Origin of the sequence: Streptomyces argenteolus (assembly GCF_042902585.1) — a bacterium.
In the GTDB taxonomy this organism is placed as follows: Bacteria; Actinomycetota; Actinomycetes; order Streptomycetales; family Streptomycetaceae; genus Streptomyces; species Streptomyces argenteolus.
In genome coordinates this window covers 1-20,033 of sequence record NZ_JBIBEG010000013.1, presented here as the reverse complement: position 1 = coordinate 20,033, position 20,033 = coordinate 1, and the positions used below count along the sequence as shown (strand labels likewise).

Below are 20,033 nucleotides of genomic sequence, written 5' to 3'. Positions count from 1 at the left end.
CGCATTCAGCCCCGCCGCGCCGGGGTCCGCCGGACGCGCACGTGCCCGGCATCGCGGAGGATGCCGGGCACGTGTGTGCAGGTACGACGGTCAGGCGCGGCCGGCGGTCTTCTGCGTCTTGCGGGTGATGGAGTCGATGACGACCGTGATGAGAAGAACAGCACCGGTGATCATGTAGTTGATCGGCGTGGCGATGCCTTCGAGTGCCAGGCCGTACTGGATCGAGACGATCACCATGACGCCGAGGAGCGCGTTCCAGGTGCGGCCCCGGCCACCGAAGAGGCTGGTGCCGCCGATGACGGCCGCGGCGATGACGTTCATCAGGAGGTCGCCGCCGCCGGAGCCCTGGTTGGCCGCCGCGATCTTCGAGGCCCAGAACAGGCCGCCGATCGCCGCGAAGGTGCCGGCGATGGCGAAGACCGAGACGCGGATCGCGGTGACGTTGATGCCCGCGCGGCGGGACGCCTCGACGCTGCCGCCGAGCGCGAAGATCTTCCGGCCGTAGGCGGTGCGGCGCAGGACGAAGTCCGTACCGACCAGCACGACGAGGAAGAGCACCAGGGCCAGCGGGAGACCGCGGTACTGGTTGAACATGAACGCCGCGCCGAAGCCGAAGACCGCGAGCACGGCGGTGCGGATCACGATGTCGACCATCGGCCGCGACGGGACGCCGGCGGCCTCGCGGCGGCGGGTGTCCAGGAACGCGGAGAGGAAGTAGCCGATCACCGCGACGGCGGCGAGGCCGTAGGCGGCGGCGACGTCCGAGAAGTAGTACGTGGTCAGCTTGCCGACGACGCCGTCGCTGTCCAGGTTGATCGTGCCCGTGTCACCGAGCAGCTGGAGCATGAAGCCGAGCCAGAACAGCAGGCCGGCGAGGGTGACGGCGAAGGCGGGTGCGCCTATCCGTGCGAAGAAGAAGCCGTGGATGGCGCCGATGACGGCGCCGCTGACGATCGCGACGAGGACGGCGAGCCACTCGTTCATCCCGTGCGTGACGCTGAGCACGGCGACGACGGCACCCGAGACACCGCTGACCGAGCCGACCGAGAGGTCGATCTCGCCGAGCAGCAGCACGAAGATGATGCCGACGGCCATCATGCCGGTGGCCACCATCGTCACGGCGATGTCGCTGACGTTCTTCGCGGAGAGGAACTCGGAGTTCAGGCTCTGGAAGACGACGCAGATGATGATGAGGCCGATGATCACGGGGATCGAGCCGAGGTCACCACCGCGCATCTTGCGCTTGAACTCGGTGATGTAGCCGCCGAGGCCCTGCTCGCGCACGAGGAGCCGGGGGTCGACCACGGTGTCGGCGCCCTTGGCCGCCTCCGGGTTGACCACTGCGGTGGACGTCTTGTCGGTTGTCACTTCTGGGCCTCCGCGTTGCGCGCCGCACGACGGGTCACGGCGTTCTCCGTGGCACCCGTGATGGCGGAGATGATCTCTTCCTGCGAGGTGGTCTTCACGTCGAAGACCCCGTTGTTCCGGCCCAGCCGGAGCACGGCGACCTTGTCGGCGACGGCCTTCACATCGGCCATGTTGTGGCTGATGAGGATGACCGCGTGGCCTCGCTCGCGCAGCCGCTCCACGAGGTCGAGGACCTGGGCGGTCTGCTCGACGCCGAGGGCGGCGGTGGGCTCGTCGAGGATGACGAGCTTGGGCTCGCCCAGCATCGAACGGGCGATGGCGACCGTCTGGCGCTGACCGCCCGAGAGCGACGCGATCGGGATGCGGACGCTCGGGATGCGGATCGACAGCGTGCTCAGGAGCTCGCGCGAGCGCCGCTCCATCTCGACCTCGTCGAGGATCCCGAACTTGCGGAGCTCCCTGCCGAGGTAGAGGTTGCCGACGACGTCGATGTTGTCGCAGAGCGCGAGGTCCTGGTAGACGGTCGCGATCCCCAGGTTCTGGGCATCGTGCGGCTTGTTGATCTGGACCGCGCGGCCGTCCCACTCGATGACTCCGTCATCGATGGGGTGGACCCCGGCGATCGTCTTGACCAGCGTTGATTTACCGGCGCCGTTGTCACCCACCAGGGCGACCACCTCACCGGCGTGGACCTCAAGCTCTACGTCGGTGAGCGCCTGGACGGCACCGAACCGCTTGGAGACCCCTCGCAACGCCAACACGGGCGTAGCGGACACGTGAACCATCTCCTTCGCCGCCTGACCCGGCGGGGATACCGCGCCTGGGGGAAGGCGCGGTGGTTTGAGCAGAAGCATGAAAAAGGGGGCCGGAGCGTTCCGTCCGGCGCCCCGCCCGGCAGCGGGACAGTTGGTGGGCGGGGCACCGGACAGGCTTCGGGGCCGCCCGGCCGGGCCCTGGAGGGCCGGCCGGGCGGAAGGGGCCTACTTCAGGCCCGCGGCGGTGCAGGCGGCCTTGTACTTGGCCGTGCAGATCTCGTCGAGCGTGTAGATGCCGTCCTTGATGACGGTGTCCTTGATGTTGTCCTTGGTCAGCGAGACGACCGGGACGAGGACGGTGGCGATGCCCTTGGTGCCGGCGTTGTCGACCTTGGACGTGGCGATGGTGTCGAGCTTCTCGCCCTTGGCGAGCGCGACGGCCATCTCCGCGGCGACGACGCCCTCCTGCGGGTAGGGCTTGTAGACGCTCATGAACTGCTCACCGGTGACGATGCGCTGCACACCGGCGAGTTCGGCGTCCTGGCCGGTGACCGGCGGGAGCTTGGAGATACCGGCGGACTTGAGGGCCTGGATGATGCCACCCGCCATGCCGTCGTTGGCGGAGTAGACGCCGGCGATCTTGTCCTTGCCGAGGGCGGTGATCGCGCCCTCCATGTTGGCGTTGGCGTTCTCCGGCTTCCACTCCTTGGTGTCGTACTCCTTGCCGTAGGTCACCTTGCCGTCGAGGACCGACTTGGCGCCCTTCTTGAAGAGCGCGGCGTTCGGGTCGGTGATCGAGCCGTTCATCATCACGATGGTGGGCTTGGCGGCGTCACCCAGGGCCTCCAGCAGGGCGGTGCCCTGCACGCGGCCGACCTCTTCGTTGTCGAAGGAGGTGTAGGCGTCGATCGGGCCCTCGGCGAGGCGGTCGAAGGCGACGACGGGGATGCCCGCGTCCTTGGCCTTCTTCACGCTGTTCTCGATCGCCTTGGCGTCGACGGCGTCGATGATCAGCGCGTCGACCTTGTTCGTGATCATGGTGTCGACCTGCTGCGACTGCAGGGTGGCGTCCTGCTTGGCGTTGGCGTAGACGACCTCCGCCTTACCGCCGGTGAGCTCGCCGACCTTCTTCTCGATGATCGGCTTGTCGAACTTCTCGTAACGGGCCGTGACGTTCTCGGGGAGAAGCAGACCGATCTTGAGATCGTCGCCCTTCTTGCCCGAGTCGGTGGTGGCCTTGTCGCCGGACTCCTTGGCGCTCCCGCAAGCAGCGAGCGAGACGGCCATGGTGGTGGCGGCAACGGCAACGGCGGCACGACGCATACGCGTGTTCATTTCGAACCTCCCTGACGAGGCCGCGACGTTGCGGCCGAGGTGGCTGGAAGTCAACTCGGCCGCGAGGTCAGCGTCAAGGAGTAAATACTTAACGAGATGACAACGGTGCCATTCGTTATCTAAGTGAAGGCAGGCGTCGCCGCGGGGAGGGTGCTCTCCAAAAGGGTTGAATCCCCCATCTCGCTGAGCACGAGGGCCAGTGCCCCCAGCACCTCGGCCCGCCCGCCGAGCGCGCCGGGCAGCACGGAGAGCTGCCGCGCGGCGCTGGGGATGGCGTAGCGCGAGACCGAGTCCCGGATGGGTCCCAGCACCAACTCCCCCGCTTCCGCGAGGGATCCGCCGAGCACCACACGGCTCGGGTTGAGCAGGTTGCAGAGGTTGGCCACCCCGCTGCCGATGTGCCGCCCGACGTCCCCGATGACCCTGCGGCAGCCGGGATCGCCCTCGCGGGCCAGCTGCACCACGCGCTCCATCGTGAGATCGGGCCCGTGGCTGGGCCTGAGCAGGGGCAGGACGTACCGGGCCGCGGTGAAGGTCTCCAGGCAGCCACGGTTGCCGCAGCGGCACACGGGGCCCGCCTCGTCGAGCGTGATGTGGCCGATCTCCCCGGCGGTGCCGCCGGGCCCGCGGTAGATGTGCCCGTCGATCACCAGACCGGCTCCGACGCCGCTGGCGACCTTGATGTACGCGAGGTCCTTGACCCCGCGGCCACTGCCCCAGACGAGCTCGCCCAGGGCGCCCAGATTGGCGTCGTTGTCCACGTACACCGGCACCCCCAGGCGGCCGGCGAGCTCCTGGCTCGGATTGATGCCCGTCCAGCCCGGCAGGATCGAGGTGGAGCCCAGCGTGCCGGACTCGACGTCGATCGGGCCCGGCACACCGAGGCCCACGCCGATCACCTTGGCTGCACTGATGCCCGTGGTCTCGATCAGGCGGTTGACCAGTTGCTCCGCCCGCCCGAAGCCCTCCGCCGAGGAGGCGTCCACGTCCAGCGGCTCGGACTCCTCGGCCAGGACCTGGTGGGCCAGGTTTCCGATGGCCACCCGGAGGTGGGTGTGCCCGAAGTCCACCCCGATGACGATGCCCGCGTCCCCACTGAGGGAGACGCTCCTGGCGCGGCGGCCACCCGCCGAGGTGGGGGTCACCTCGACCGTGCCGCCGTCCTTGAGTTCACGCACGATGTTGGAGACGGTGGCTGCGGAGAGGCCGGTGCTCCTGGCGATCTCCGCCTGGGTCAGGGACCCCGCCATCCTCACGGCACGTACGACCCGCTCAAGGTTGGCCCGATGCAGAGATGTCTGCGACCCCGGAGTCTCCATCGACTCTCTCACTCCTGCCGTTTTCTCTAACATGTGAACTCTAAGCTGAGCGTTTTGGGGTGCCCCCCGTCAAGACCTTGAGCAGCGGCAGCCTCCGATGAGCATCGAGCCTCCACAATCGGACAGGGGAGAAACCGGCTCAAGCCATACGGAACCACCCCCCGGCCGAGGACCGGGGGGTGGTTCCTGGCCCAGGGGGCCTGTTCGATTCTGATGACTGTTGTTGCCGGGATGACGACAAGAGCTGATGCGTGGCGGGTGCCGGACCTACTTGAGCGCCCCCGCCGTGAGCCCCGCGACGACCTGGCGCTGGAAGACGACGTAGGCGGCGAGCACCGGCAGCATCGCCATGACGAGCCCCGCGAAGAGACCCGACCAGTCGCCCTTGTAGCCCTGGCTGGTGGCGAGTTCGACGAGGCCCTGGGAGAGCACCTTGCCGTCCGGATCGGTGTTCAGCACCGTCGGCAGCATGTACTGGTTCCACTGGCCCAGGAAGTTGAAGATGCCGACACTGATGAGGCCGGGCTTCGCCATCGGCAGCATCACCTGGAAGAACGTCCGGGTGTGCGAGGCGCCGTCGAGCATCGCGGCCTCGGCGATCGACGTCGGCAGGGTCCGGAAGAACGAGGTGAGGAAGAAGACGGTGAACGGCAGGGAGTAGGCGATGTAGACCAGGATCAGCCCGTGCACCGAGTTCAGCAGGCCCATGTTGTTCATGACGAAGAACAGCGGGACCAGCGCCAGGATGATCGGGAAGCTCATCCCCCCGATGAAGAGGAAGTAGATGAAGCGGTTCCCGGGGAAGTCGAACCGCGCCAGGACGTACGCCGCCATGGAGCCGAGCAGCAGCGTGCCGACGAGCGAACCGCCCACCACCAGGATGGTGTTGAAGAAGTAGTCGCTCATGTGGGCCTGGTTCCAGGCCCGTGACCAGTTCTCGAAGTGCAGCCTGTCGGGCAGCTCCCACGGCGTCGACAGGATCGAGTCGTCGGTCTTGAAGGACGACATCACCGCCCAGAGCAGCGGCATGACGACGAGCACCGCCCAGATGATGAGCACACCGTGCGAGAAGACGTTGAGGACCGTGCCCTCGCCGCTCTTCGCCGGCCCCTCCTGGGGGATGTTCGCCTTTGTCACCGGCGAGCGGGGCGCCGGGACGGCGGGCGGAGTCTCAGTGACCTTCATCGGCGTTCACCTCGTGCAACTGTCGGGCCGGTCACCGGGACCGAACGGTTCTTCCTGGAGCCGGCCTGCCGCTCGCCGGACCTCGCGGGGTACGGCATCAGAACTCCAGCCGCTCGCGCCGGCCGAGCCGCATCACGATGCCCGCGAAGAGCATGGTGACGATGAGCAGCCCCACCCCGATCGTGGTCGCGTATCCGGCCTGGGCGTCCCGGAAGGCCGTCTGGTAGACGTACAGCGGCAGGACGGTGGTGGAGTAGTCGGGGCCTCCGGGGCCCACCGTCATGACCTGGACGGCGGTGAACGCCTCGACACCGAGTGCCAGGATGCCCATGTAGACCCAGCCGGACTGCACCGTGTCCCAGAGCAGCGGCAGCGTGATCTTGAAGAACGTCGTGATGCGGTCGGCCCCGTCGAGCAGGGCGGCCTCGTAGAAGTCCTTCGGGATCGACGCCATACCGGCGGAGAAGAGGACGACGAAGAATCCGACCGTCGACCAGATCAGCACCACCATCACGCAGTACAGCGCCAGATCGGGATCGCCGAGCCAGTCCGGCTGAAGGCCCTTGAGGCCGACGGACTTCAGCGTCGCGTTCAGCATTCCGGATGTGGGGTTGAACGCGAACTGGAAGAGCAGGGCCACGATCACGATCGACAGGACCTGCGGGAAGAAATAGGCGATTTTGTAGAAGGCCGAGCCTCGCACACCGGCGACCGCGGCGTTCTTTCGCCGACGGCCGCCGACATTGAGCATGAAGGCGAAGAAGAGCGCGAGGCCCAGCGTCACCAGCGGCAGCAGCAGAGCGAGCAGCACACTGTGCTGCAACGACTTCCAGAAGATGTCGTCGTCGAGCATCCGGCTGTAGTTGTCGAAGCCGACCATCCGGAAGTCCGGGCTCAGTCCGGTCCAGTCCGTGAACGAGTAGTAGATGGACTGGGCGAAGGGCCAGATGACGAAGATGGCGTACAACGCCAGCGGAACTGCCAGGAATCCCGCGATGAACCGGTACTTGCCGTGCTGCATCGTTTACCGACCCCGATCTCTGAGCGGGTGCCGCCGCTGGTGACGGTTGCTCACTGGTGCTTGTAGTGCTTGATGGACTGGTCCTTGGCCGCCGCGTCGGCGAAGGCCTGGATCTTCTTGATGGTCTCCGCCGGGGTCGCGCGGCCGGCCATCATCTCGCCGATTCCGGCGATGCCGATCTGCTCCTTCTGGAGCTTCACGTACCAGTCCTGCATGCGCGGGTTCACCACGTTGTCGCCGGCCTTGGCCAGGACGTCGACGGCGGACTGCAGCGCGGTGGACAGCGTCAGGCCCTCGGTGCCGCCGTTGAAGGCGGTGAGGGACTTGACCGACTTGGTGAAGTTCTTGGAGGACTCCTCGCTGAGCATGATGCGCAGCTGCTCCATGCCGCCCTCGGGGTTCTTCGCCTTCGCCGGGACGATGAAGGGCTCGCCGCCGGACGCCCACAGGGTGCCGAAGGGCAGCTTGTCCGACGAGTCCAGGCTGGAGGGCGCCCCGACCATCATCTTGAAGTCCTCGGGCGTGGTGGGCGCGGCCTCGTTCTCCACCCACGAGCCGTTCGGGATGAAGAGCGCCTTGCCCTTGGTCCACTCGGTCTGCGACTGGATGTGGGTCAGTCCGGGCGTGCCCTTGAGGATGTAGCCCTTCTTGAAGAGCTCGTAGTACGCCTCGAACGCGGCCTTGACGGCCGGGTCCTTCCAGGCGTTCGGCTCCAGGTTGTCGATCTTGTCGAGGACCTCACGGCCACCGATCTTGCCGATGAAGGGGTAGAGCGAGAACGGCAGGTAGTAGGGGTACTTGCCGGGGTAGGTCCAGCCGGCGATGCCCTTCTTCTTCGCCTTCTCGCACAGCGCGAGCATGTCGTCCCAGGTCTCCGGGTACGCGGCGTCGAGCTTCTCGAGGTTGGTCTGCGAGTACCAGACGCCGTACACGGTGTACGCGTAGTACATGATCCAGACCGGGTCGCCGTCGAACTGGCCCATCTCCAGGACACCGGGGCGCAGCGTGTCGCGGACCTTCTTCGCCGGGTCGTCGAAGGACGGGGCGTCCATCAGCGGCGTCAGGTCGGCGAGCTGCTTCTTGCCGACCAGGACACCCATGTCCATCTGCTCGGCGCCCGAGTTGTCGATCAGGTCGGGCGGGGTGCCACCGTTGAAGCGCGGCTGCAGGATCGACTGGATCTTCTCGGTCGCGGAGTGCTTGACCTTCGGTGCCTTGGGGAAGGCCGCGTTGTACTTCTTCTCGGCGTCGATGGCGTACTGCTCGCCGAAGCCACCGTTGAAGATGACGACCTCGAGGGCTGCGGTCTCATTGACACCGAGCGGGTTCTTCGCGCTCTTGGTGCCCTTTTCGACCTTCTCGTCGCTTCCGCTGTCGCTGCTCGCGCACGACGACAGGAAGCTCATCGTCGGTACGGCGATCAGGCCGAGTGCGGCAGAACGCTTGATCACATCGCGACGGCCAAGGCCCTCATTCGTGCGGCCGGAGGTGGATCCCATGCTCAAGTCCTCGCCTTCTCCAGGACTCAGGCGGTGTACCGGTCACCCGTGATGAATTCGCCTAGGCGAAGGGCCCCGCCACCGCGGTCAGTTGCGCTTGGGTCGTGCAGATTGCCGGTTTCCAGATGCAGTGGGGGAGTGACGGAGGCCCGTACGGCGGGCGTTTTCACGCGCCCGCAGCCGTTCCCCCTCCCCCGTGTCCGCGTGCCGTTGTGAAACGGCTGTGCAGACGCCGACAGGTATAGTCCACTTGCCGCCAACTGAGCAAGATCGAATGCATGGTTGAGCGGCAGTCTTTCCCGAGTTGAGACCTCACGGACACTTCGGCACTGCGTGCCTTCGCACGCAAACACCGCTTTCCGCAATACGGCCGAATCACCAGGACCCTCACACGCAACACCCTTGACACATCCGGCCACTTGCCTCCCTACTGGAACCCGCATCCCACGATGACAACGTTGTCCTCAGCATGCCCCCGGGAGGAATGGCTCGTATGCAGCCCCCACGTGGTCCCCAGCAAGGCTCACGCCACAGACACAACCGGTCGGCAGCGGTGCTCGCGGCCTCTCTTGTGCTCGCGCTCGCAGCCCCCGCCACGGCCGTCGCCCAGCCGTTCGGCGCCGCGCAGAGACCGTCCGGTGACACGTCGTTCAGCTCCTCCTTCGAGAGCGACGAGAAGCAGCCGGACTGGCGCAACACCGTCGAAGAGGGTCCCGACGGGAAGAAGCGGGCGTCGGGTGTCGACGGCGGTTTCTCCGCCGGAATCCCGGGCAACGTCACCGATCAGGTCACGGATCTGCGCGCGAGCGGGGAGAACGCCGGCGGTGGCGAGGTCAAGGAGAACCTGGTCGATCTGGAGTCCGGCACCAAGTGGCTGGCCTTCGAGTCCACCGGCTGGGTCGAGTTCGACCTCGCCGCACCCGTCAAGGTCGTGACGTACGCGCTGACTTCGGCCAACGACCACGACGAGCGGGACCCCCAGGACTGGACGCTGAAGGGCTCCACCGACGGGAAGTCCTGGACGGATCTGGACACCCGCACCGGCCAGACGTTCTCGGAGCGCTTCCAGACCAAGTCCTACGACTTCACGGCGGACACCGCCTACCAGCACTTCCGGCTGGAGATCACGAAGAACCACGGGGCGTCCGACGCGATCCAGCTCGCCGACGTCCAGTTCTCCGACGGCGACACCTCCACGCCCGCCCCGGACGACATGCGGTCCCAGCCCGACCGCGGCCCTTCGGGCTCCCCCACCGCCAAGCAGGGCGCGGGGTTCACCGGCAAGAAGGCCCTGCGGTACGCGGGGACGCACAAGCCGGACGGCCGGGCCTACTCGTACAACAAGGTCTTCGACGTCGACACCGCGGTCACCAAGGACACCCAGCTGTCCTACCTGGTCTACCCGCAGATGGCCGGAACCGATCTGGACTACCCCGCGACGCACGTGGCGGTGGACCTGGCCTTCACCGACGGCACCTACCTGAGTGAGCTGAAGGCGACCGACAGCCACGGCGGGCTGCTGACCCCGCAGGGCCAGGCCGACGCCAAGCGGCTGTACGTGAACCAGTGGAACAAGGTCGCCTCGCGCATCGGGACCGTGGCGGCCGGCAAGACGGTCGACCGCATCCTGGTGGCGTACGACTCCCCCAAGGGCCCGTCGAAGTTCCAGGGCTGGATCGATGACATCGCGATCGCGCCGAAGGCACCGGAGAAGCGCAAGGCGCACCTCTCGGACTACGCCTCGACCGTGCGCGGCACCAACTCCAGCGGCGGCTTCTCCCGCGGCAACACCTTCCCCGCGACCGCGGTCCCGCACGGCTTCAACTTCTGGACCCCGGTCACCAACGCCGGCTCCACCAGCTGGATATACGACTACGCGCGCGGGAACGACGAGAACAACCTGCCCACGTTGCAGGCCTTCAGCGCGAGCCATGAGCCCAGCCCCTGGATGGGCGACCGCCAGACGTTCCAGATGATGCCCTCGGCGGCCTCCGGCACTCCCGATGCCTCCCGCACGGCGCGTGCGCTGCCCTTCCGCCACGAGAACGAGACCGCGACCCCGCACTACTACGGGGTGACATTCGAGAACGGCCTGAAGGCCGAGATGACGCCCACCGACCACGCGGCGCGGATGCGCTTCACCTACCCCGGTGACGACGCGAGCCTGGTCTTCGACAACGTGGACAACAGGGGCGGTCTCACCCTCGACCCCGGGACCGGTTCCTTCACCGGCTTCTCGGACGTGAAGAGCGGCGGCTCCACCGGCGCGACCCGGCTGTTCGTGTACGGCGTCTTCGACGCTCCTGTCACCGGCAGCGGAAAGCTGAAGGGCGGCGGCGGTGACGCCGTGACCGGCTTCTTCCGCTTCGACGCGGGCAAGGACCGCACGGTGGGCCTGCGGCTGGCCACCTCGCTGATCAGCGTCGACCAGGCCAAGAAGAACCTCGCCATGGAGATCCCGGAGAAGGACTCCTTCGAGAAGGTGCGCGGGAAGGCGCAGAAGGCCTGGGACAAGATCCTCGGCAAGGTCGAGGTCGAGGGCGCGAACGCCGACCAGCTGACCACGCTCTACTCCAGCCTGTACCGGCTCTACCTCTACCCGAACTCGGGCTTCGAGCAGGTCGACGGCAGGAGCACCTACGCGAGCCCGTTCTCGGCCCAGACCGGGACCGACACCCCGACCCACACCGGCTCGAAGATCGTCAAGGGTGAGGTCTACGTCAACAACGGCTTCTGGGACACCTACCGCACGACCTGGCCCGCGTACTCCTTCCTCAGCCCGAAGCAGGCCGGGAAGATGGTGGACGGCTTCGTCCAGCAGTACAAGGACGGCGGCTGGATCTCCCGCTGGTCCTCCCCCGGCTACTCGGACCTGATGACCGGTACCAGCTCCGACGTGGCCTTCGCCGACGCGTACGTCAAGGGCGTCGACTTCGACGCGGAGGCGGCCTACGACGCGGCGGTGAAGAACGCCACGGTGGCCCCTCCGTCCTCGGGCGTCGGGCGCAAGGGCATGGAGACCTCGGTCTTCACCGGGTACGCGAACACCTCGACCCACGAGGGTCTCTCCTGGTCGCTGGAGGGCTACCTCAACGACTACGGCATCGCGCGGATGGGCCAGGCCCTCTACGAGAAGACGAAGAAGCAGCGCTACAAGGAGGAGTCCGCGTACTTCTCCAACCGGGCGCGGAACTACGTCAAGCTCTTCGACGAGAAGGCCGGCTTCTTCCAGGGCAGGAAGGCGAACGGCGACTGGCGTCTGCCCTCCGGCCAGTACGACCCCCGCGTCTGGGGTTACGACTACACGGAGACCAACGGCTGGGGTTACGCCTTCACCGCCCCGCAGGACAGCCGCGGACTGGCCAACCTCTACGGCGGGCGTGACGGCCTGGCGAAGAAGCTGGACACGTACTTCTCGACGCCGGAGACGGCCGGACCCGAGTTCGTCGGCTCCTACGGCGGCGTGATCCACGAGATGACCGAGGCTCGCGACGTGCGGATGGGCCAGTACGGCCACAGCAACCAGGTCGCACACCACGCCACGTACATGTACGACGCGGCCTCGCAGCCCTGGAAGACCCAGGAGAAGGTGCGTGAGGTCCTCGGCCGGCTGTACACCGGCAGCGAGATCGGCCAGGGCTACCACGGCGACGAGGACAACGGCGAGCAGTCGGCCTGGTTCCTCTTCTCCTCGCTCGGCTTCTACCCGCTGGTCATGGGCAGTGGGGAGTACGCGATCGGCTCGCCGCTCTTCACGAAGACCACCGTGCACCTGGAGAACGGCCGCGAGCTGGTCGTCAGGGCCCCGAAGAACAGCGCCACGAACATCTACGTCCAGGGCCTGAAGGTCAACGGCAAGAAGTGGACGTCCACTTCGCTGCCGCACGACCTGATCGCCAAGGGCGGAGTGCTGGAGTTCGACATGGGCTCCAAGCCCTCCGCGTGGGGCACCGGCAAGAACGCGGCTCCGGTCTCCCTCACCCAGGACGACAAGGTGCCCGCCCCGAAGGGCGACGTGCTCAAGGGTGACGGCGCGCTGTACGACGACACCTCCGCCACCTCGGCCCCGGTCGAGTCGGTGGACCTGCCGGCCGCCGAGGGCACGAGGGCGGTCCAGTACACGCTGACCTCCGCCACCGCGGCGAAGGCTCCGACGGGCTGGGTGCTCCAGGGGTCGGCGGACGGGAAGACCTGGAAGGACCTCGACAAGCGGTCCGGCCAGACCTTCGCCTGGGACAAGCAGACCCGGGTGTTCTCGGTGAAGGCGCCGGGCGCGTACGCACAGTACCGGCTGGTGAGCACGGAGGCGGCGACTCTGGCGGAGATCGAGTTGATCTCCTGACCGCCTGATCGAGTCACGGCGCCGGGGGCGGCCACCCGCATCAGCGGGGGGCCGCCCCCGGTGGCATAGTGCTCCGCATGCTCCCTCGGACACGGACGCGGATCACCGCTCGGGCGGCGCGAACGGCCATGGTCCTGGCGGCCGTTGCCGCCTCCTTCCTGGCACCGGCCGGTGCGGTCGCGGCCGGCGGGGCCACGCTGAGCCTGAAGGACGTGCCGCGCACCGTGGTCGTCCACCCGGCGGACGAGGGCGCCGAGGCCTCGACCTCGGACTTCGAGGTGCCCGTCGCCGTCGTGCCGGGCGACGAGGAACCGGCCCGCAACGTCACGGTCGTGGTGGACGCCTCGGGGCTCGAGGGCATCGCACGCGTGACCGGGGGCGGCTACGGCAACTGCACCGGCAGCGGCTGGGTTTTCACCTGCGCGTACGGCACCCTGCACCACGACGGGGAGAGCAACGCGCCGTTCGAGATCCTCGGGTTGGACGGCGTGGAGCCGGGCGACAGCGGCACCGTGACCTACACGGCGAGCGCCGACAACGCCGCGCCCGTCACCGGCACCACCCGCATGGTCGTCGGCGGCCCCACCCTGGACGCGCCCGGCGAGGAGCTGAAGGTGGACGGGGTGGAGCCGGGCCGACCGGCGCCGCTGACACCGGCGTTCGCCAACCGCACCCGCTTCACCGCGGAGCGGGGCGTCGCCCTGCGTGTCACCGCGGAGGGCGGCCTCACCCTGAAGGCCCGTCACAGCAACTGCTCCTACGCGGGCACCCCGCCCACCTCGGCGTGGTGCGTGTTCCCCACGAAGGCCGCGCCGGGCGCCGCGTACCGCACCGGCTCACCGCTGTCCTACGTCGCCGCCGAGAGGCAACTGTCCGGCACGCTCGTCTACCACTGGTCCTCAGCCCCGGAGAAGCCCGCCGGCCACACGGTGCGCGGCAGGGGTGCGCCCCTCACCCTGGTCCGCACCGCCGACGGGGACTTCGGCGGGGCCGACGGCACCGTCGCGGTGGAGACGACGGTCCAGGCCGACTACCGGCCGGTCACCGGCACGGTCCGGGGGCGGGTCGGCGACACGGTGAGTGTGCGGCTCGGAGTGCGCGACCTCGGTCCCGGCCGGCTGCTGGGCGACGAGGTGAAGGGCCGGTTCGAGGTGGTGCCCCCCGAGGGCACGACGGTCACCTCCGTCCCGTACACCTTCGAGGACACCGACAGCGCGTGGGGATGCGCACGGCCGGAGCGGCCCGGCGGGGCCTTCCTCTGCGAACTCGGCGCCACCGCGTTCCTCGCGCCCCAGGGGGCGGACGGGACGAGGGCCATCGACTTCCGGATCCGCATCGACCGGCAGGTCCCGGGTGCCCGGGGGACCGTGCGGACCTTCAACCCGTACGACCGCACCCCCGGCAACGACACCGCCGTCATCCCGGTCGACGCGTCTCCGGCCCCGCCCCGGCAGGCCGCCTCCCTCACGGCCTGGGCCGCGGGCGCCGCGGGCGCCGCCGCGGCCGTGGCCCTGGCGGTCGTCCACCGGCGCCGCCGGCGGCGGGGGCCCGCCGCTTCCTGAGCCCTTCCGGCGGACGGAGGCCGGGGACGGGGGCCGCCGCGCGCGCCCACCCGCGTGTCGTCGTCCTTCCGTGCGGCTCCGACCTGGGATTTCGCTGCCTGTCATGGGCTAGTCAGGGTACTTTTGCGCACTTTTACGGTGTCCTGACATCCCTTTCCGGCGATCCATGGCATCTCTTAGGCGATCAGGTGATCAGTACGACAATCATCTCGGCTTGAAGGAGCCCAACATGCGTATTTCCGCTTCCCTCCGCTCCCGCAGCATCCGCACGGGCACCGCGGTGGCCGCCGCGGTGGCCGCCGCCGGGGTCGCCCTGGCCGGCGCGCCCGCCGCCTTCGCCGTCGGCGAGAGCGGCGACATCGACATCCGCTCCGTCAGCTGGCACTCGCGCGGTGACCGCAACGGCGTCGAGGTGTGCCAGTTCGTCCTCGCGGCGAACAACTTCGGGGAGCTCCCGCTCGTCGTCTGGACGATCACCGAGCGCCCGCCGGGGAACACCCTGACGAACACCCTCCCCCTCGCCAACGGTCAGGGCCGCAGCCAGGAGTACCTGCTGCCGGAGGGCACCTACCAGCTGACCTGGACCGTCGGAACCCTCCCGAAGCAGAAGAGCTTCGAGGTGGACTGCTCCGAGCGCGGCCGGGGCGGCAACAACGCCGACGGCGGCGGCCGTGGCGGATCCGAGACGGGCGCCCAGGCGGGCAAGAGCAGCGAGAAGGGCGCCGGCGAGATCTACGACAAGCCCTCCGGCGCGGTCCCCGCGGGTGGCGGCGGCGTCCCCGACATGGAGAGCGTCAGCTCCGAGAGCGACTCGAACGTCGGGACCTCGGCCGCGCTGGTCGCCGGTGCCGCCGGTATCGCCGGCCTGATCATGGTCCGCCGGACCGCGCGCCGTCGTGCCCGCAACGAGGCGTGACCCACGCGGCCGACGGCGACGACGGGGACCGAGCCGCGCATGCCGGCTCACCATCACCCTGTGCGTGACCTTCTCGCTGGTGACCGGCGTCGTGTGGGCGAGTTCCGACTCACCCGAGGACGCCTCGTCGGTCACCGCCGCCCGTGGCAGCGATGCCGCGGGCGGCGGGGCGCCGCCCTTCCGGAGAGCGCCGCACGCGCCGGCCGAGAAGGTGCCCGCCTCGCACGCACCGCTGGTGCACTCCCGTCCGCTGAAGGTCGCCATCCCCGCGATCTTCATCGAGGCCCCGGTCACCGGTCTCGCACTCGACAGCAAGGGGCGGCTCGGGGCCCCGCCGCTGAGCAAGCCGAAGCTGGTGGGGTGGTACCGCGAGGGCCCGTCCCCCGGGGAGGCGGGCACGGCACTGCTCGTCGGGCACCGGGACACGGCGACGGGGCCGGCCATCTTCCTCAATCTCAACGCCTTGCGCCGCGGTGACACCGTGAAGGTCACCCGGGCGGACCGGCGGACCGCCGTCTTCACCGTGGACGAGGTGAAGACGTACACGAAGGACAAGTTCCCGGACGACAAGGTGTACGGAGCCACCGGGCGTCCCGAGCTCCGGCTCCTGACCTGCGGTGGGCGCTTCGACAAGAAGGGCGGTTACTCGGCCAACGTCGTCGTCTTCGCCCACCTCACCTCGCTGAAGAAGAAGGCTGCCTGACCCGCACCACCGCGAACGGAACCGGCCGGTACCTCGGGGGCGAGGTACCGGCCGTCCGCGTCCGGCGCCCGGTCGTGACGGCGCGGTCGCGACCCGGTCGGCGGCCGGCGCCCCGTCCGGGGAGGCCGGCACCGGCCGCTGCGGGCCGCGGGCTCGGCCCACCGTGCAGCCGGGCGTCAGAGCCGAATCCGGGGCGCCGCCCTCGCTGACGTACCCGAAGGTCGTGGATTCACCAGTTCCACCACCACCCCGGCCGAGCCCCCGCCGGGTGCCCGCACCGCCACGCGCAGCACCACCGGGAGCTGGGGCGGCGGGTATCAGTCGGAGGTGAAGGTCACCGACACCGGCACCGTGCCGATGCCCGGCTGCGGCGCCGGGTGGGGCCGGGAGGCGGGCGAGCTTGGGAGCACTCCCGCTTTCGGAGGCGGGCGCGGGCCCGAAACCGTGTACACGCCGTGCGCAGAAGGCTTTCGCAGCCCCGGGAGGGTGACCTCGACGCAGGCGCGGCCTACCCGGGCGGGGCCCCGAGGGCCCCGCCCTCACCTTCGTCACCGCCGGGGGACGCCGTTCGCCGAGGCGCTCGGGGCCGGTTCGCTCCCGGTCTGTCAGGCGATGGCGTCGAACAGCCGTTGCGGCAGGGCCATGTTGAGCGCCGTCACGACCGGTTTGCCGTGCTCCGTGCCGAGACGGGACACCGCGCCCGTCGCGAGCTGGAACAACTCCCCGCTCGCCGGGGTCAGCCGCAGGTAGCGCGCCGTGAGCACCCGCAGGAAGTGGGAGTGGGCCACGAGCGCGATGTCCGCCTCCCCGAGGCGTGACGCCGCCGCCCTGACCTCCGCGAGGATCCTGTCCGCGCGCGCACCCACCTCCTGCGGGCTCTCCCCCGGGTGCTCGTCGGGGCCGGCCGCGACCCCGTCGGTCCAGAGGTTCCAGTCGGGGCGGGTACGGCGGATGTCGACGGTGGTCACGCCCTCGTACGCCCCGTAGTCCCACTCCCGCAGGTCGGGCGTCTCGCGGGGCGCGGTCAGACCGGCCAGCTCGGCGGTGCGGCGGGCCCGGAGATAAGGGCTGACGAGGGTGAGCCCGATCTCCCGTTCCGCGAGCAGCGGCACGAGGGCGCGGGCCTGACGCTCGCCCAGCTCGGTCAGGGGCAGATCGGTCCAGCTCGTGTGCTGCCCGGACCGGGACCACTCGGTCTCGCCGTGCCGGATCAGGATCAACTCGCCCATGAAAACGTCCGCTCTGTGTGCCGTACTCGTACGTGAGTGCCACCGATGGCAACCTGCCGGCCCACGATCGCATTCCGGTGTCCGCGCCGACCGCAGGCACCACCGGGCCGAAGGACGGTGCGGCACACGCCGACGGGCGGCCGGAGCGTCTTCGTACGCGCGCTCCGGCCGCCCGCAGGGGTGGCCGTCAGGCCTGTTCGCCGACGACCGTGACGGTGTACGGCCGGTCGGTGTCCGTCGTGACGCGGACCTCGCCGCCCTCGCGGACCACCTCGTACGTCGCCGCCACCGCGCCCGTGTGGTCGGGGACGGTCACCGTGCGGGTGAAGTCACCGGTCCCCGCCGGGGCGAACACGCGGAGTTCGAGGTCGTCGAGCCACTCGCCGTCCGGACGGGACTCGTCCGCACCCAGCGCGAGGACCGCGCCCTGGCGGACCAGCAGGGGCAGGCTGTCGAAGCCGTGCGTCTCCTGGCGCCAGGCCGGTCCGGTCACCGTCTCACCCGTGAGCAGGTGGGTCCAGGTGCCCTCGGGCACGTAGTACTCGACCCGGCCGTCCTCGGTGAAGACGGGCGCGACGAGGACGTCCGGGCCCAGCAGGTACTCGCGGTCCACCGTGCGGGCGGTCGGGTCCTGCGGGAACTCCAGCAGGAGCGGGCGCATCGTCGGGACGCCCGTGCGGTGGGCCTCGACGGCGGCACCGTAGAGGTACGGCATGAGGCGGTGCTTGAGGCGGGTGAACTGCCGGGCCACGTCGACCGCTTCGTCGCCGAACTCCCACGGCACGCGGTACGACGACGAGCCGTGCAGCCGGCTGTGCGAGGAGAGCAGGCCGAAGGCCAGCCAGCGCTTGAAGACGGCCGGGTCGGGGGTCCCCTCGAAGCCGCCGATGTCATGGCTCCAGAAGCCGAAGCCCGACAGGCTCAGCGACAGCCCACCGCGCAGGGACTCCGCCATGGCCTCGAAGGAGGACCAGCAGTCGCCGCCCCAGTGGACCGGGTACTGCTGGCCGCCGGCCGTGGCCGAGCGGGCGAAGAGGACGGCCTCGCCCGCGCCGCGCTCCTTCTCCAGGAGCTCGAAGACGGCCTTGTTGTAGAGGTGCGTGTAGTAGTTGTGCATCCGCTCCGGGTCGGAGCCGTCGTGCCAGACCACGTCCGTCGGGATGCGCTCGCCGAAGTCGGTCTTGAAGCCGTCGACGCCCTGGTCCAGGAGCACCTTCAGCTTGCTCTGGAACCAGGCGGTGGCCTCGGAGTTGGTGAAGTCGACCAGCGCCATGCCGGCCTGCCACTTGTCCCACTGCCAGACGTCGCCGTCCGGGGTCAGGACGAAGTACCCCTTCTCCACGCCCTCCTCGTACAGCGCGCTCTTCTGCCCGATGTACGGGTTGATCCAGACGCAGATCCTCAGGCCCTTGGCCTTGAGCCGGGCGATCATGCCCTCGGGGTCGGGGAAGACCGCCGGGTCCCACTCGAAGTCGCACCACTGGTACTCGCGCATCCAGAAGCAGTCGAAGTGGAAGACGCTGAGCGGGATGCCCCGCTCGGCCATGCCGTCGACGAAGGAGTTGACCGTCGCCTCGTCGTAGGAGGTGGTGAACGACGTGGTCAGCCAGAGGCCGAACGACCAGGCGGGCGGGAGGGCCGGGAGACCGGTGAGGGAGGCGTACCGGGACAGGACGTCCTTGGGCGTGGGGCCCGCCACGACGAAGTACTCGAGCGTCTGGTCCTCGACGCTGAACTGCACCTGGCCGACGGCCTCGGAGCCCACCTCGAAGGAGACCTTGCCCGGGTGGTTGACGAAGACGCCGTAGCCGCGCGAGGAGAGGTAGAACGGGATGTTCTTGTAGGCCTGTTCGCTGCTGGTGCCGCCGTCGGCCTGCCACATGTCGACGACCTGGCCGTTCTTCACGTACGGCGTGAAGCGCTCGCCGAGGCCGTGGACGGTCTCGCCCACGCCGAGGGCGAGCTGGGCGAACATGTGGTGACCGCCGTCCTCGACGGTGGCGAAGGCACTGCCCTTGCGCCCCGCGGAAGTCAGGACCTGACCGTCACCGTCGAGGAACTCCAGACCGAAGGCGCCCTCGGTGGGAAGCCGCAGGGTGAGCGGGCCGCTGGTCAGCTCGGCGGTGGCGCCCTCGGTGCGGGTGGTGGCGGCGGACCGCGCGGCGGCTCCCGGCATGCCGAAGTCGGGGCCCTTACGGCGCTTGCCCGCGTGGTGTGTGAGGCGCACCGCGATGACGCCTTCGGCCGGGGCGTAGGCGTCCACGGTGATCAGCGGGGCGTTCAGCGTGTCGCCGCGGCGCTCGACGCGCTTCACGGCGGCGTAGGCGGTGAGGCGGTCGTCGTCGAGGCGGACGTCGCGGACTTCGGTGGCGTACGAGGCGTGCACACCCTTGCGCATCTGCCAGAAGCCGTCGGTGAACTTCATGGGGGTCCGTTCCTGTGGGTTCCTGATTTTGATCGTACACAAAACAAATAATTTTTCGAAGCGCTTCGACGATGCCGCAGGACGCCCCGGAGGCGGCCCCGCCAGGGCGGTCACGAGCCCTTCGGAAGGGTCGCGATGCCCCTATGTGACGGGGATGTCACAGGGATGCTCTAGAAAGAAACGCCAGGATGACGTATTAGTACTGTCAGCCAACAAATCGGTCGGACGGCAGCGCAGCCGGCCCGGCCCATGTCGACAAGAGGCAGCCCCATGTCGAACCGCTTCACCCCCACTCCCGCGGACAGGTTCACCTTCGGTCTGTGGACCGTGGGCTGGCGTGGCAACGACCCGTTCGGTGACGCGACGCGTCCCGC

13 protein-coding genes and 1 pseudogene are annotated in these 20,033 nt (G+C 69.0%); 5 read left to right on the top strand and 9 right to left on the bottom strand.

What is annotated here, in order from left to right; translation table 11 throughout:
• Nucleotides 1–90: 90 nt before the first annotated feature.
• The 7 genes from ACFY8O_RS31620 to ngcE all read right to left on the bottom strand — a co-directional run bounded on the left by ACFY8O_RS31620 (nt 91) and on the right by ngcE (nt 8,482).
• Nucleotides 91–1,368 (bottom strand): sugar ABC transporter permease, encoded by a 1,278-nt coding sequence (locus ACFY8O_RS31620; RefSeq protein WP_387908511.1) that lies wholly within the window; start codon nt 1,366–1,368, stop codon nt 91–93.
• Nucleotides 1,365–2,153, bottom strand: coding sequence for an ATP-binding cassette domain-containing protein (locus tag ACFY8O_RS31615; RefSeq protein WP_014153351.1), 789 nt, complete (start codon nt 2,151–2,153; stop codon nt 1,365–1,367). Before ACFY8O_RS31615 ends, ACFY8O_RS31620 begins: the two co-directional genes overlap by 4 nt.
• 195 nt (nt 2,154–2,348) lie before the next feature.
• On the bottom strand, nt 2,349–3,458 hold the full coding sequence (locus ACFY8O_RS31610) for a sugar ABC transporter substrate-binding protein (RefSeq protein ID WP_145812072.1): 1,110 nt from the start codon (nt 3,456–3,458) through the stop codon (nt 2,349–2,351).
• Between the two features lie 119 nt (nt 3,459–3,577).
• Entirely contained in the window at nt 3,578–4,777 is a 1,200-nt protein-coding gene (locus ACFY8O_RS31605) for an ROK family transcriptional regulator (protein WP_145812074.1), read from the bottom strand.
• A gap of 267 nt (nt 4,778–5,044) precedes the next feature.
• Nucleotides 5,045–5,962: a carbohydrate ABC transporter permease gene (locus ACFY8O_RS31600; RefSeq protein WP_387908508.1), complete on the bottom strand. Its 918-nt coding sequence runs from the start codon at nt 5,960–5,962 to the stop codon at nt 5,045–5,047.
• A gap of 97 nt (nt 5,963–6,059) precedes the next feature.
• A complete protein-coding gene (locus tag ACFY8O_RS31595; RefSeq protein WP_387908506.1) occupies nt 6,060–6,983 on the bottom strand; it encodes a carbohydrate ABC transporter permease in 924 nt (307 codons plus the stop codon).
• 50 nt (nt 6,984–7,033) lie between these two features.
• Nucleotides 7,034–8,482, bottom strand: a complete 1,449-nt coding sequence (gene ngcE / locus ACFY8O_RS31590) for an N-acetylglucosamine/diacetylchitobiose ABC transporter substrate-binding protein (protein ID WP_145812080.1) — start codon at nt 8,480–8,482, stop codon at nt 7,034–7,036.
• A 493-nt stretch (nt 8,483–8,975) separates the two neighbouring features.
• On the opposite strand from ngcE, the gene ACFY8O_RS31585 reads away from it, so the two are divergent.
• The 5 genes and pseudogenes from ACFY8O_RS31585 to ACFY8O_RS31565 form a co-directional block, all read left to right on the top strand.
• Nucleotides 8,976–12,824 carry a GH92 family glycosyl hydrolase gene (locus tag ACFY8O_RS31585; RefSeq protein WP_387908504.1) on the top strand — a complete coding sequence of 1,283 codons (3,849 nt, stop codon included), beginning with the start codon at nt 8,976–8,978 and terminating at the stop codon, nt 12,822–12,824.
• A 77-nt stretch (nt 12,825–12,901) separates the two neighbouring features.
• Nucleotides 12,902–14,386 (top strand): hypothetical protein, encoded by a 1,485-nt coding sequence (locus ACFY8O_RS31580; RefSeq protein ID WP_387908502.1) that lies wholly within the window; start codon nt 12,902–12,904, stop codon nt 14,384–14,386.
• A gap of 229 nt (nt 14,387–14,615) precedes the next feature.
• Nucleotides 14,616–15,302: a hypothetical protein gene (locus ACFY8O_RS31575; protein WP_387908500.1), complete on the top strand. Its 687-nt coding sequence runs from the start codon at nt 14,616–14,618 to the stop codon at nt 15,300–15,302.
• 52 nt (nt 15,303–15,354) lie between these two features.
• Nucleotides 15,355–16,005, top strand: coding sequence for a class F sortase (locus tag ACFY8O_RS31570; RefSeq protein ID WP_449341837.1), 651 nt, complete (start codon nt 15,355–15,357; stop codon nt 16,003–16,005).
• A 249-nt stretch (nt 16,006–16,254) separates the two neighbouring features.
• Nucleotides 16,255–16,404: pseudogene (locus ACFY8O_RS31565) on the top strand (chitin-binding protein); the annotation flags it as partial.
• 206 nt (nt 16,405–16,610) lie between these two features.
• Here ACFY8O_RS31565 and ACFY8O_RS31560 read toward each other — a convergent pair.
• Nucleotides 16,611–17,234: a histidine phosphatase family protein gene (locus tag ACFY8O_RS31560; RefSeq protein ID WP_145812085.1), complete on the bottom strand. Its 624-nt coding sequence runs from the start codon at nt 17,232–17,234 to the stop codon at nt 16,611–16,613.
• Nucleotides 17,235–17,421: 187 nt separating this feature from the next.
• The gene (yicI, locus tag ACFY8O_RS31555; RefSeq protein ID WP_387908495.1) at nt 17,422–19,659 is read right to left on the bottom strand and encodes an alpha-xylosidase; all 2,238 of its coding nucleotides are present in this window, start codon (nt 19,657–19,659) and stop codon (nt 17,422–17,424) included.
• Nucleotides 19,660–20,033: the final 374 nt, after the last annotated feature.